The 13,348-nt window shown below is 39.6% G+C and carries 13 protein-coding genes; 12 read left to right on the plus strand and 1 reads right to left on the minus strand.

The genetic code is table 11. The features are described 5' to 3' along the window. From DS885_RS13610 to cdd, 3 genes are all read left to right on the plus strand, one after another. Positions 1-720, plus strand: a 720-nt coding sequence (locus tag DS885_RS13610) for a transketolase-like TK C-terminal-containing protein (RefSeq protein WP_309472399.1), incomplete at its 5' end; no start/stop codon positions are given. 44 nt (positions 721-764) lie between these two features. Next, positions 765-1,523, plus strand: coding sequence for a uridine phosphorylase (gene udp, locus DS885_RS13615; RefSeq protein ID WP_113819970.1), 759 nt, complete (start codon positions 765-767; stop codon positions 1,521-1,523). Between the two features lie 146 nt (positions 1,524-1,669). Further along, on the plus strand, positions 1,670-2,077 hold the full coding sequence (gene cdd / locus DS885_RS13620; protein WP_113819971.1) for a cytidine deaminase: 408 nt from the start codon (positions 1,670-1,672) through the stop codon (positions 2,075-2,077). A gap of 153 nt (positions 2,078-2,230) precedes the next feature. Here cdd and DS885_RS13625 read toward each other — a convergent pair whose 3' ends face one another. Next, the gene (locus DS885_RS13625) at positions 2,231-3,595 is read right to left on the minus strand and encodes a hypothetical protein (protein WP_113819972.1); all 1,365 of its coding nucleotides are present in this window, start codon (positions 3,593-3,595) and stop codon (positions 2,231-2,233) included. Between the two features lie 382 nt (positions 3,596-3,977). Here DS885_RS13625 and tal point away from each other — a divergent pair, with 382 nt between their 5' ends. The 9 genes from tal (at position 3,978) to DS885_RS13670 (ending at position 13,281) form a co-directional block, all read left to right on the plus strand. Continuing rightward, positions 3,978-4,928 (plus strand): transaldolase, encoded by a 951-nt coding sequence (gene tal / locus DS885_RS13630; RefSeq protein WP_113819973.1) that lies wholly within the window; start codon positions 3,978-3,980, stop codon positions 4,926-4,928. Positions 4,929-5,084: 156 nt separating this feature from the next. Then, positions 5,085-6,341 (plus strand): NupC/NupG family nucleoside CNT transporter, encoded by a 1,257-nt coding sequence (locus DS885_RS13635; protein WP_113819974.1) that lies wholly within the window; start codon positions 5,085-5,087, stop codon positions 6,339-6,341. 130 nt (positions 6,342-6,471) lie between these two features. After that, complete coding sequence (gene deoC, locus DS885_RS13640) at positions 6,472-7,245, plus strand: deoxyribose-phosphate aldolase (protein ID WP_113819975.1); 774 nt, start codon at positions 6,472-6,474, stop codon at positions 7,243-7,245. Then, positions 7,245-8,492 (plus strand): phosphopentomutase, encoded by a 1,248-nt coding sequence (locus tag DS885_RS13645; protein WP_113819976.1) that lies wholly within the window; start codon positions 7,245-7,247, stop codon positions 8,490-8,492. Before deoC ends, DS885_RS13645 begins: the two co-directional genes overlap by 1 nt. Positions 8,493-8,507: 15 nt before the next feature. Then, on the plus strand, positions 8,508-9,218 hold the full coding sequence (gene deoD, locus DS885_RS13650; RefSeq protein ID WP_113819977.1) for a purine-nucleoside phosphorylase: 711 nt from the start codon (positions 8,508-8,510) through the stop codon (positions 9,216-9,218). Between the two features lie 175 nt (positions 9,219-9,393). Beyond that, positions 9,394-10,182: a nucleoside-specific channel-forming Tsx family protein gene (locus DS885_RS13655; protein ID WP_113819978.1), complete on the plus strand. Its 789-nt coding sequence runs from the start codon at positions 9,394-9,396 to the stop codon at positions 10,180-10,182. Positions 10,183-10,368: 186 nt separating this feature from the next. After that, positions 10,369-11,694, plus strand: a complete 1,326-nt coding sequence (gene deoA / locus DS885_RS13660; protein ID WP_220149704.1) for a thymidine phosphorylase — start codon at positions 10,369-10,371, stop codon at positions 11,692-11,694. A gap of 347 nt (positions 11,695-12,041) precedes the next feature. Further along, positions 12,042-13,043, plus strand: a complete 1,002-nt coding sequence (gene add / locus DS885_RS13665) for an adenosine deaminase (RefSeq protein ID WP_113819980.1) — start codon at positions 12,042-12,044, stop codon at positions 13,041-13,043. A 22-nt stretch (positions 13,044-13,065) separates the two neighbouring features. After that, positions 13,066-13,281, plus strand: coding sequence for a TIGR02450 family Trp-rich protein (locus DS885_RS13670; RefSeq protein ID WP_113819981.1), 216 nt, complete (start codon positions 13,066-13,068; stop codon positions 13,279-13,281). Positions 13,282-13,348: the final 67 nt, after the last annotated feature.

Genomic DNA, 13,348 nt, shown 5'->3' on the forward strand with positions numbered 1-13,348 from the left:
CATAAAGGTTTTGTCCCTTACGGCGCTACTTTCTTAATGTTCATGGAATATGCACGTAACGCACTGCGTATGTCTGCATTGATGAAGCAACGTGCGATTCAAGTATTTACGCATGACTCAATTGGTCTAGGTGAAGATGGTCCAACACACCAACCAGTAGAGCAAATTGCCAGCTTACGTTTAACACCAAACATGAATACATGGCGTCCATGTGACAGTGTTGAATCAGCTGTTGCTTGGAAATTTGCCATTGAATCAGTGGATGCGCCAACGTCACTTATTTTTAGTCGTCAAAACTTGAAACCACAAGCGCGTGATGCACAGCAATTAGCTGACATAGCGAAGGGCGGTTATGTGTTATTGGATTCTGAAACCCCTGCAGAGATTATCTTAATCGCAACAGGCTCAGAAGTAGAGCTAGCGATGCAAGCGGCTGCTGAATTAACAGCGCAAGGTAAAGCGGTACGTGTGGTATCAATTCCTTGTACTGAGCAATTCGAATTACAATCAGCTGAATACAAAGAATCTGTATTACCGTCTGCAGTGACTAAACGTGTTGCTATTGAAGCGGGTATTGCGGATTACTGGTACAAGTACGTTGGTTTAAACGGCAAAGTGATTGGTATGACTACTTTTGGTGAGTCTGCACCAGCAGATCAACTGTTTGAAATGTTTGGTTTCACTGTTAAGAACGTTGTACAAACCGCAGCTAATTTATAATTACAGAAAAATAACGGTAAGATACCGTTAATGAAGGAGATTTTATGTCTGATGTATTTCATTTAGGCCTAACCAAAGCGATGTTAGATGGTGCAACCTTAGCGATTGTTCCTGGTGATCCTGAGCGTGTAAAACGTATTGCTGAATTGATGGATAACGCGACTTTTTTAGCAAGTCATCGTGAGTACACAAGCTACCTTGCTTATATCGATACAAAGCCTGTCGTTATTTGCTCAACGGGTATTGGTGGTCCATCTACGTCAATTGCAGTAGAAGAGTTAGCACAACTTGGTGTGCGTAGTTTCTTACGTATCGGCACAACGGGTGCTATTCAACCGCATGTAAATGTGGGTGATGTGATTGTGACACAAGCATCAGTGCGTTTAGACGGCGCAAGCTTACATTTTGCACCGTTAGAGTTCCCTGCGGTTGCTGACTTTAATGCAACGACAGCTATGGTAGCCGCGTGTCGTGATGCTGGTATAGAGCCACATGTTGGCGTAACTGCTTCTAGTGATACTTTTTATCCTGGTCAAGAGCGTTACGATACGGTGTCAGGACGTGTTACTCGCCAATTTAAAGGTTCAATGCAAGAGTGGCAGGAGCTTGGTGTACTTAACTATGAAATGGAGTCATCGACACTGTTTACTATGTGTGCATCACAAGGTTGGGCTGCTGCTTGTGTAGCTGGTGTGATTGTAAACCGAACACAACAAGAGATTCCAGATGAAGCGACCATGAAAAAAACAGAGTCGCATGCAATCTCAATTGTAGTAGCTGCAGCTAAGAAATTATTAAACTAGGCTACAGTTAAAGCTAAAACTAAAACAAAAAATCAAAGTGGGTAATAAAGAGCACTTTTTAAAATACAGATAACATGTAATAAAAAGTGCTCAACTATAATAAAGTTGGCTTAAGTGATTGGTATTTATATAACGGGAAATTTATAATGAAAAAAAACTATTTTAGCGAGTTAGAAACACTGCTGGATAATAGCTCTGCACCATACTCAGGGTTTAATGTCGCTTCTGTAGTAGTGTGTAAAGATGGACGTGTTTTTAAAGGGGTAAACGTTGAGTCTGCTGCTTATCCAACTACCATCTGTGCAGAACGTAATGCGATTTTTACTGCGGTAGCAGAAGGGATCAGCAAAGGGGATATCCAAGAAGTACACATTGGTGCTCGTAATGCAGACAAACAGCTAGTGACAGCACAACCTTGTGGTTCGTGTCGCCAAGTGATTGCTGAGCAATCTTTGAATGATTGTATTGTTTACAGTTACCAATCTGAAACAGAGTATTCTGAAAATACCATTGCGACGTTATTGCCTTTTGCTTTCTTAGGCGAAGAGCTTTAATAGAAACGTCCTTAGGTAACCATATTAATTAACCTCAATGTTGGATAGTAAGTTGCTCGTTTTACTTATCTGATAGCAATTGCATTAAATAAGTAAAATAAATTACTTACTGTGATTGGTTTACAATTGAGGTTATCTTTTCACTACCATCGGTTATTCCCCCGTATATTCCTTATAAGTCATCGCTTCACTCAATAAGCTCATCTCATCATATATATGGTTAGCAACGCCAAATTGCATTGCAGTGCTTTTATCATCTTGTGCGTAACAAAAGTTAAATAATACTCTGTGTATTTCAGAGAGGTTAGTAATAGTGTTAAAGCTATTCAAACTCTTATTTAAATGTGTATCTAAATAATCATAATAGCGATTCAGCTGCTCTGTATCTGTCATTTTAAAAGGGTATTGGTTTTGTTTATTATCAGTTAATAAAGAATAGGCGCCTTTATCGAAGCTGTGCCAACGATCGCTCCACCATCCTACTTTTCTATTTTTAATGATCTCTTGGTTATTCAGGAAGGGCAGATAATAAAAGATATCCGCTTTACCTGCTTTTATTTCAGGATGTGCGGACATTAACGCTGCTGCACGAATACTACTCTCTAATTCAATATAGTGACTGTAATGTTGCGCTTTTTTAATAAATCCGCGTAATAAGGAGAAGTGCACGTATACCAATTTATTAGGGTAGATTAAATTACAGTGATTAATTGCTTTTAATTCACCGATTAACAGCTTTTCAAAGTGTTTACGGTGCAAGGTTTGCTGGTAATGGTTTTTTATTTCACTCTCAATATTATTAGCAAAGGCATCTTTGATCACAGTATTTTCAGTGCTGTTGTATATATCTTGTTCGAGTAGTTCAACTTTAGTGAGGTTAGTGGTTTGCAATAGAATGTAACCACTGTCAGCTTCTGCCGTTAATAAGGTATAAAAGCCACGTTTATGGTTAAGATGCACGACTTTACCTTCAGTTTGTAAAGACAAAGAATCTCGGTTGATCTCCTCCTGTTCTTTTAAGCGGCTAAAATTAGTTAATAGCAATGAGAGCTTTTCTAAATAAAAGTAATAAAGGCGTGCAGATAAGCCAGTTTTTCTAATTGCGCTATTGATATCTAATTTATCAATAATGGTTTGTAAGACTTGTGTAATAGCCTCAACATTTTTATGTTTAGTCTCACTGTATACATGTTGGCAATTTTTACATTTTAAACGCTGTGTTCCAGCGACAGTAAAACCATGTAATTGTGATCTATTCTTCTCATTGAAGAAAAAATGGCTATAACAATGGCGACAATGTGTGATTTTCCTCGCAAAATGAAAATCAAGCTTTTCTTTTAAGATATTTTCTATTAATTGATTATTTATCCAAGGAGGATTACTTCCACAGGCCTTACACTCGATAGACAGGTAACCTAAACGTTTGCTTTGATAGACGTAATCCTCACTATTTTCCACACCAAAGTTTTTGCAACTAACTGTTTTACAACAATTAAAATCTTTTCTTATATCAAACATAGTTTTTACTCCTTGGGGGCCACATTAGCATAAACCACATATTTTGTTAGTGCCAGCCTCTATAAAGATGTAAATATTAATTAGAGTGATGTAGATCACATTTCATGATGGGGCGAATGCCTAGAATTTGTTCATAGGAAACGAGATAGAAGAAATTTTTAAGAAGTAACATGGAAGTTGTTGTCAGGGTTTATTTTTCTAATATTCCTGTATTACCACCATGAATACTATCAAATATTTTGAAAGCATTAGGATTTATATTGGTCACTGACTTTGCCCGTATTGATACCAGCCTTTTTATCGTAAAAACACCTGTATAAATAAGAGACTCGCCGTAATGCGTTCTCTGCTTACCAATAACGTATGAAGTGAAGGACTGAATATGCAAAGTAAATTAGAGCAGTTACGTAAAGTAACAACCGTGGTTGCAGATACTGGTGATATAGAAGCTATTAAGCAATACCAACCTGAAGACGCAACAACTAATCCATCACTTATATTAAAAGCAGCTTCTATTGAAGCTTATGCGCCACTGGTTGCTGATGCTATTGAATATGCAAAAAAGCAAAGTACTGACAAGCAGCAACAAGTAGAAATAGCTTGCGATATGTTAGCGGTAAACATTGGTAAAGAGATTTTAAAAACTATCCCTGGCCGTATTTCTACTGAAGTGGATGCACGCCTTTCATTCAACACTGAAGCAAGCTTAGCCAAGGCTCGCCAATTAGTAAAAATGTATAACGATGCTGGAATCAGCAATGATCGTATTTTAATTAAGCTAGCGGCAACCTGGAACGGCATTCAGGCGGCTAAAATACTTGAAAAAGAGGGAATTAACTGTAACCTCACGCTGCTTTTTTCGTTTGCCCAAGCGCAAGCCTGTGCTGAAGCGGGTGTGTTTCTTATTTCACCTTTTGTTGGACGCATTATGGACTGGTACAAAGCCAAGCAGGGAACTGATTTTTCTGCTGCTGAAGATCCAGGTGTGTTATCTGTTACTAAGATTTACAACTATTACAAAGAGCATGGTTACAACACAGTTGTAATGGGGGCAAGCTTTAGAAACATCGGTGAGATTTTAGAATTAGCAGGCTGTGATCGTTTAACCATTAGCCCACAGTTATTACAAGAGCTAAGCGACTCAGAAGGTACGATTGAAACGAAATTAGTCGCTGATAAAACCGTTAAAGCAGCACCAGCAGCATTAACTGAGTCGGACTTCTTATGGGCACATAACCAAGACCCAATGGCAGTTGAGAAATTAGCAGAAGGTATTCGTAACTTCGCAGTAGATCAAAACATTTTAGAAACCATGATTATGGAGAAACTATAATCGCGGTAAACAAATTTGGTTTGTTATGGATGATAGCAAACCACAACATATTCGAGTTTTTCGGATTATACATGCCTGGGTTGGCCAGGATATCAGACGGAGATGACTGTTGAGTTATTCTTCAGTCTAACTGACATAAATGAACGGAGTACAAATATGCAAATCGTTATGGGCTTAGTGGGCATTATCAGCCTTCTTTTAATTGCCTTTATTTTCTCAAAAAACAAAAAAGCAATTAATTACAGAACAGTGGGTGGCGCATTCGCAATTCAAGCGATTATTCCTGCACTGGTAATCTTTACACCGTGGGGCGTTTCAGTTCTACAAGGCATCACTGGTGCTGTACAAGGTGTAATTAATAGTGCTAATGCTGGTGTGAGCTTTTTATTTGGCGGATTAGTGTCTGGCAAAATGTTTGAAGTGTTTGGCGGTGGCGGTTTTGTCTTTGCATTTAAAGTACTTCCAATCATTATTTTCTTTGCTTCGTTCATGGCTGTGTTATACCACCTAGGCATCATGCAGTTCATCATCAAAATCTTTGGTGGTGCATTACAAAAGATTCTAGGTACAAGCCGTACTGAATCTATGTCTGCTGCGGCAAACGTATTTGTTGGTCAAACGGAAGCGCCATTAGTGGTTAAACCGTATATCAAACATATGACACGCTCTGAATTATTCGCTGTTATGTGTGGTGGTCTAGCATCAGTAGCGGGTTCAGTATTAGTAGGTTATGCATCTTTAGGTGTAAGCCTTGAATACCTAATTGCAGCTTCTTTCATGGCGGCACCAGGTGGTCTATTAATGGCTAAAATCCTAGAGCCTGAAACAGAAGTGGCTCAAGAATTATCTGCTAAAGATTTAGCGGCTGCTGAAGAAGAAGATAAGCCAGTAAACGTTATCGATGCTGCTGCATCAGGTGCGTCTTCAGGTCTTAAATTAGCGTTAAATGTAGGTGCAATGCTAATTGCTTTCATCGCATTAATTGCACTAATTAACAATATCTTAGGTTCTGTTGGTGGTTTTGTTGGTTTAGAAGCATTAACCCTAGAGCAAATCTTAGGTTACCTATTTGCACCAATCGCATTCCTAATCGGTGTTCCATGGTCTGAAGCCGTTGCTGCGGGTAGCTTACTAGGTCAAAAACTAGTAGTGAATGAGTTTGTTGCTTACATTAACTTCATCGGTGTTAAAGAAGCGATGAGTGAGCACTCTCAAGTGATTATCACTGTTGCGTTATGTGGTTTTGCTAACTTATCTTCAATGGCTATTTTGTTAGGTGGTCTAGGTGTATTAGCGCCATCACGTCGTGCTGATATTGCACGTCTAGGTCTTAAAGCGGTAATGGCTGGTACATTATCTAACTTAATGAGTGCAACGTTAGTGGGTATTTTCTTTGCCCTAAGCATTGCATAAAACTTAAGTCTTTATGAGGGTTCGTTTTGAACCCTCATTTGTTTTTACTTAGTTTTTATCAATTGTGTTAATGAAACATTAATCAACATAATCGATAAACCCTAAAACAATGAAATCAAAGGATTTTTAAATGAGTGATTTACAATTAGCATCGCGACAAGCAATTCATTTGATGGATTTAACGACATTAAACGATGACGACACAGATCAAAAAGTCATCGACTTATGTAAGCAAGCGCATAGCGCTGCAGGAAATACGGCTGCTGTTTGTATATATCCCCGTTTCATTCCCATCGCACGTAAAACATTACAAGCTCAAGGCACTGCTGACGTAAAAATCGCCACAGTGACTAACTTCCCACACGGTAACGACGATTTAGCGATTGCCGTGGCTGAAACAAAAGCGGCTGTTGCCTATGGCGCAGATGAAGTTGACCTAGTATTCCCGTATAAAGCTTTGATTGCAGGTAATGCAGCAATCGGTGAAGAGATGGTGAAAGCGTGCCGTGAAGTATGTGGTGAAGCGGTGGCATTAAAAGTCATTATCGAAACTGGCGAATTAAAAACGGCAGAGTTAATTGAACAAGCAAGCTTAATTTGTATTGAAGCAGGCGCTGACTTTATTAAAACATCAACGGGTAAAGTACCTGTAAACGCGACGTTAGAAGCGACTAAAGTGATGATCGAAGCGATCAAAAAGTCAGGAAAAGACGTCGGTTTTAAAGCCGCTGGTGGTGTTAAAGATGCACAAACAGCTAACGACTACATGCAATTAGCGCGCGATATTATGGGCGCAGATTGGGTTGATGTTGACCATTTCCGTTTTGGTGCATCTAGCCTACTAGGTAACTTATTGAATGAACTTAATTTATCAGATACGCCTGTAGAGACGGGAGGTTACTAATGAAACGTACCATTATCTTATTGTTAGATTCGTTAGGCATAGGCGCAAGCCATGATGCTGACCAATTTGTAGGTAGTTTAGCGGACGGCACCACATTCAATGATGTCGGTGCAAACACTTTTGGCAGTATTGCTAAATTATGTGCCGCTGGCGAAGCCGATATCGGCCGTAAAGGCCCGCTTCATTTACCTAACCTTACTAAATTAGGTTTAGCACACGCCTGCAAAGAAAGTTCAGGTGAGTTCCCAATGGGGTTAGATGAATCTGTTGAGCCCATTTCTGCTTATGGTTACGCGCAAGAAATTTCTACTGGTAAAGACACACCAAGTGGTCACTGGGAAATTGCGGGTGCGCCTGTGCTGTATGAATGGGGTTACTTTAAAGATAAACAAAATAGCTTTCCACAGGAACTATTAGACCTAATCGTTGAGCGTACTGGTATTTCTGGTTATTTAGGTAACTGTCACTCTTCCGGTACTGTAATTTTAGACGAGTTAGGTGAAGAACATATTAAAACGGGCAAGCCTATTTTCTACACATCAAGTGATAGTGTATTCCAAATAGCCTGTCATGAAGAAACATACGGCGTAGAATCGTTATACGAGCTATGTAAAACCGTTCGTGAATTACTTGAACCTTACAATATTGGTCGTGTTATTGCGCGACCATTCTTAGGTGACAAACCGGGTAACTTTGCACGTACAGGCAATCGCCATGATTATTCAGTATTACCACCGACTAAAACACTTTTAGATCGCATGGAAAGTGCCGGTGGTGAAGTAGTAAGTATTGGTAAAATCTCTGATATTTACGCTGCGCAAGGTATTACGCAAGCAATTAAAGCAACTGGCTTAGAAGCGTTGTTTGATGCGACATTAAAATCACTAAAAGAAGCCACTAAAGAAACGATTATCTTTACTAACTTCGTTAACTTTGACGCCGATTTTGGACACCGTCGTGATGTAGCGGGTTACGCTGCAGCACTAGAGTATTTTGATACGCGCTTACCAGAACTGCTTGAAGTATTAGATGATGAAGATCTGGTTGTGTTATCAGCTGACCATGGTTGTGACCCGACTTGGCCTGGTTCAGACCATACTCGCGAGCATATTCCTGTGCTTTTCTACGGTAAAAGCGTACCTGCTGGCCCTGTTGGCTTACGTGACACTTTTGCAGATATCGGCCAAACAATCGCTGAATATCATCAATTACCGGATCTAGATTACGGTAAAAGTATTTTTAAATAATGTTGGAGAAATAAGATGGCAACACCTCATATTAATGCAGAAGATAATGCATTTGCAGAAACAGTATTAATGCCTGGTGATCCACTACGCGCTAAGTATATTGCTGACAACTTTTTAGAAGATGTTGTACAAGTAACTGACGTTCGTAACATGTTGGGTTTCACGGGTACTTATAAAGGAAAAAAACTATCTGTAATGGGTAGCGGTATGGGTATCCCATCTTGTTCTATTTATGCAACGGAACTGATCAAAGATTACGGTGTTAAAAACATCATCCGTGTTGGTAGTTGTGGTGCGGTTAGCCCTGACATCAAAGTACGTGACGTGATCATTGGTATGGGTGCTTCTACAGATTCAAAAGCCAACCGTATCCGTTTTGCTAATCATGACTTTGCAGCGATTGCTAGCTATGAGCTACTAGAAAAAGCAGTGAACTCTGCACGCGCTCATAACATTAAAGCACAGGTAGGTAACATCTTTTCTGCTGATACATTTTACACACCAGAGCCAGAAGTTTTCGACACACTAGAAAAATACAACATCCTAGGTGTAGAGATGGAAGCGGCTGGTTTATATGGCGTTGCTGCTGAATATGGTGCAAAAGCGTTATGTATTTTGACAGTGTCGGATCATATCCGTACTGGCGAACAACTATCTTCTGATCAGCGTCAAAACAGCTTTGATGAGATGGTACTAATCGCACTTGATTCTGTCGTTGCAGAATAAGTGGGAAGCAAAAAGACCTGGCATGAAGTTTTTGAGTCACTGAGATGACAGGCATTTTGTTATCACCATCTAGTGTGCAAGTGGTGGTAACAAAATTTTATTATTGAGCTTTTAGCCGATGTCGGCATAAAAATTCATCACTAAGCATTTTTTACTTTTTAAAAGGAATTTAACTATGAAAAAAACACTACTCCCTCTAGCCTTGCTTGCTTCATCTTCTGCATTCGCAGCCGACTATACTGACGGTGATACGCATAAAAATGATTACAAATGGATGCAAGGTAACTTAATGTACGCTGTCAATGAGCTACCAGGTGAATCAGATCACGATTACCTTGAGCTTGAATTTGGTGGCCGTGCAGGGATTTTGGATTACTACGGTTACGCTGATGTATTCAACCTAGCAAGTAGCGAATCTTCTGATAAAGATGGCGCAGATAAAATCTTTATTAAATTTGCTCCTCGTATCTCTTTAGATGGCTTAACAGGTAAAGATTTATCATTTGGCCCAGTTGAAGAAGTGTATTTTGCTACTTTATTTAACTGGAGTGGTGGTGATGATAGCGTAAACAACTCTTTTTGGGGTATTGGTTCTGACGTAATGGTACCTTGGTTAGGTAAAGTGGGTTTAAACCTTTACGGACTTTATGATCTGAATGAAAAAGAATGGAATGGTTACCAAATTTCTACGAACTGGTTCAAACCTTTCTACTTCTTTGACAATGGTTCATTTATCTCTTACCAAGGTTACATCGATTACCAATTTGGATACGATGATGACTTTGATGCGCTATACTCAGATAACGGTGGTGCAATGTTTAACGGTATCTACTGGCACTCAGAGCGTTACTCTGTAGGTTACGGTTTAAAAGCGTTTAAAGATGCATATGCATTAGTAGATGGTGGCTTAGCAGGTAAAACAACTGGTTTGACTCATTACTTCGCCGTAACTTACAAGTTCTAATAATAAATAATATCTATACTTAATTTCTTTAAGTTAATGATGTTAATGCTTGCAGCATAGTGGCTGTGTTGCAAGCAACCTTACTCTTCCCCAATGACTTCCTAAGTTATTTGTAAATACCACCTATTCACAAATCATTTAGTTACCTTATTGATACAACTTCCTCTTTATTGGAGCTCGCATATGATCCTAGTACCGCAAGAAATTATTCGTCATAAACGTGATGGCAAAACCCTAAGTAACGAAGAGATTCAATTTTTTATTCAAGGCATTACTGACAACAGTATTAGTGAAGGGCAGATCGCTGCGTTTGCCATGGCTATTTACTTCCAAGATATGAATATGGATGAACGTGTGGCGATTGCTTCTGCGATGCGAGATTCAGGTGATGTACTTGATTGGTCATCATTGAACCTAAGTGGTCCAATCGTTGATAAACATTCTACTGGTGGTGTTGGTGATGTTATTTCATTAATGCTAGGGCCAATGGTCGCTGCATGTGGTGGTTATGTGCCAATGATCTCGGGTCGAGGTTTAGGCCATACTGGTGGCACCTTAGATAAGCTTGATGCGATTCCTGGGTATCAAACCACTGTGACTAATCAGCAGTTTAGAGAGGTGGTTAGCACTGCGGGTGTCGCGATTATAGGGCAAAGTGCTAACTTAGCACCGGCTGATAAACGTTTTTACGCAACGCGTGACATTACCGCTACGGTTGAGTCTATTCCGTTAATCACTGCATCGATTTTATCTAAAAAGTTAGCGGCAGGGTTAGATGCCTTAGTGATGGATGTAAAAGCCGGCAGTGGGGCGTTTATGCCAACCTACGAGCAATCACAACAGCTAGCAAGAAGTATTGTTGATGTGGCTAATGGTGCGGGATGTAAAACCTCTGCGTTGATCACTAATATGGATCAAGTATTAGCGAGTAGTGCAGGGAATGCCGTTGAAGTTCGAGAGGCGGTGCGTTTCTTAACTGGTGAATATGTGAACCCAAGGTTACATGAAGTCACTATGTCCTTATGTGCCGAAATGTTGGTGTCTGCAAACTTAGCGGCTGATACAGAACAGGCTAAAGGCAAGCTGCAAGCGGTATTAGATAACGGTAAAGCGGCGGAAGTGTTTGGCAAAATGGTCGCTGGTCTGGGTGGTCCTGCTGATTTTGTAGAAAACTACGATAAACATTTGATTAAATCTGCCATTATTCGTCCAGTATTTGCGAATCAATCGGGCTATGTGAGTGCCATTGATGCGCGAGAAGTAGGCATGTCAGTAGTGAATATGGGCGGGGGACGTCGTGTTGCAACGGATACCATTGACTTTGCTGTAGGGCTGAGTGAATTAGTGAGTATCGGTGATAAAATTGATACACAAACGCCGATTGCGATGGTGCATGCACAAACTGAGCAACAATTTGCAGAAGTACAACAAAATGTATTAGATGCTATTCAGTGTGCAGATACTAAAGCAACACTTGAACCGCAGGTGTATGAAACAGTACGCGTTAAATAAAGCGATACATTAATGGTTAAATAAGCGGGTAGAATATTTAATACTATTATCAATACTGATTTTGTGTAACATAGCGCCCCTTAAAATCCATAGCAGGTATAATATATAAAGGTTAGCCCTGAGTTGTTTAATACAAGTTAGTTAACTGACTAATGAGTGATAACAACATATTATGTTAACGGTCTTAATTTCCTAGTAAAAATTAATCTATTAACTACTTTGCTTGTGACAAAAAATAGCCACATTACCTATACTATTAAAAGCTTAAACTACCTTATCTTGTAACCTCGGAAATTGCATTTTAAGGTGGTTTGGGCTTTATAATGGTTTCATAAAAGGAATAAATAATGATTAACAATACTATCCCTCTCACTGATATTCATCGCCATTTAGATGGCAATATTCGTATTGAAACCATATTAGATTTAGGCCAAAAATTTAACCTACCGCTACCCGCTAAAGACATTGAAACATTACGTCCTTTTGTTCAAGTGGTAGAAACACAGCCTGACCTGGTTTCTTTTTTATCAAAATTAGACTGGGGAGTGGCAGTATTAGGCGATCTTGAAGCATGTTACCGTGTCGCCTATGAAAATGTGCAAGATGCTAAAAATGCACGAATCGATTATACAGAGCTGCGTTTTTCCCCTTATTACATGGCATTAAAGCACAATTTACCTGTTCAAGGTGTTGTTGAAGCTGTTATTGCCGGTGTCGCTGACGGTAGTCGAGACTTTAACGTTAAAACAAATTTAATCGGTATTATGAGCCGATCTTATGGTGCTGAAGCCTGCCAGATAGAACTAGATGGGCTGCTTAGTCAGAAAGATAAGCTGGTGGCTATTGATTTAGCAGGTGACGAACTGGGTAAGCCGGGTGACTTGTTTGTTAATCATTTTAAACAAGTGAGAGATGCTGATTTACGTGTGACTGTGCATGCCGGTGAAGCGGCTGGTGCAGAAAGTATTTGGCAAGCGATCCAAACCTTAGGTGCGCAACGTATTGGTCATGGTGTAAAGGCTATTGAAGATCCTAAACTAATGGATTACCTGGTAGAGAATAGAATTGGTATTGAGTCATGTATTACTTCTAACTTGCAAACCAGTACCATTGCAGATATCAGCAAACATCCTATTAAAACGTTTTTAAACCATGGTGTATTAGCCTGTTTAAATACAGATGATCCTGCAGTTGAAGGAATTGAATTGCCTTTTGAATATGAAGTGGCCGCACCGAACGCGGGGCTATCAATCGAGCAAATTAAGCAAGCACAAATTAATGGTTTAGAGATTGCTTTCTTATCTGACGCAGAAAAAAAGGCATTAAGAGAGATCGCTGCAAACCGTTAATTGTTGTATAGGAGTCATCGCTATCAATCAAATTAACCCTAAAAAATTGCTCAACAGTAAATGGACCGCTGTTAAGTCTATTAATAAAGAGAAACACTTTCTCATCACTAAAGTCAGCTTTGATGAAGAAGGGATTGTCACTTTGTGTGTGATAGAAGCGATTATCTCTCACCGCCAAACAGAAATTGATTGGCGTGATTTAAAAGAGACAAGTCTTTGGAAACAGGGCTGGAAATAACCTGTCGCAATGTAGATTTCTGTTATTAACGCATTAAAAAGCCATCAATGATTGATGGCTTTTTTGT

Source organism: Psychromonas sp. B3M02 (assembly GCF_003318165.1).
In the GTDB taxonomy this organism is placed as follows: Bacteria; Pseudomonadota; Gammaproteobacteria; order Enterobacterales; family Psychromonadaceae; genus Psychromonas.

Excerpts from the sequence above, each read along its gene's own strand:
- add (WP_113819980.1), top strand. The coding sequence starts at position 12,042 with ATGATTAACAATACTATCCCTCTCACTGATATTCATCGCCATTTAGAT.
- tal (WP_113819973.1), top strand. The coding sequence starts at position 3,978 with ATGCAAAGTAAATTAGAGCAGTTACGTAAAGTAACAACCGTGGTTGCA.
- DS885_RS13645 (WP_113819976.1), top strand. The coding sequence starts at position 7,245 with ATGAAACGTACCATTATCTTATTGTTAGATTCGTTAGGCATAGGCGCA.
- deoD (WP_113819977.1), top strand. The coding sequence starts at position 8,508 with ATGGCAACACCTCATATTAATGCAGAAGATAATGCATTTGCAGAAACA.
- DS885_RS13635 (WP_113819974.1), top strand. The coding sequence starts at position 5,085 with ATGCAAATCGTTATGGGCTTAGTGGGCATTATCAGCCTTCTTTTAATT.
- deoC (WP_113819975.1), top strand. The coding sequence starts at position 6,472 with ATGAGTGATTTACAATTAGCATCGCGACAAGCAATTCATTTGATGGAT.
- udp (WP_113819970.1), top strand. The coding sequence starts at position 765 with ATGTCTGATGTATTTCATTTAGGCCTAACCAAAGCGATGTTAGATGGT.
- DS885_RS13625 (WP_113819972.1), bottom strand. The coding sequence starts at position 3,595 with ATGTTTGATATAAGAAAAGATTTTAATTGTTGTAAAACAGTTAGTTGC.
- DS885_RS13655 (WP_113819978.1), top strand. The coding sequence starts at position 9,394 with ATGAAAAAAACACTACTCCCTCTAGCCTTGCTTGCTTCATCTTCTGCA.
- cdd (WP_113819971.1), top strand. The coding sequence starts at position 1,670 with ATGAAAAAAAACTATTTTAGCGAGTTAGAAACACTGCTGGATAATAGC.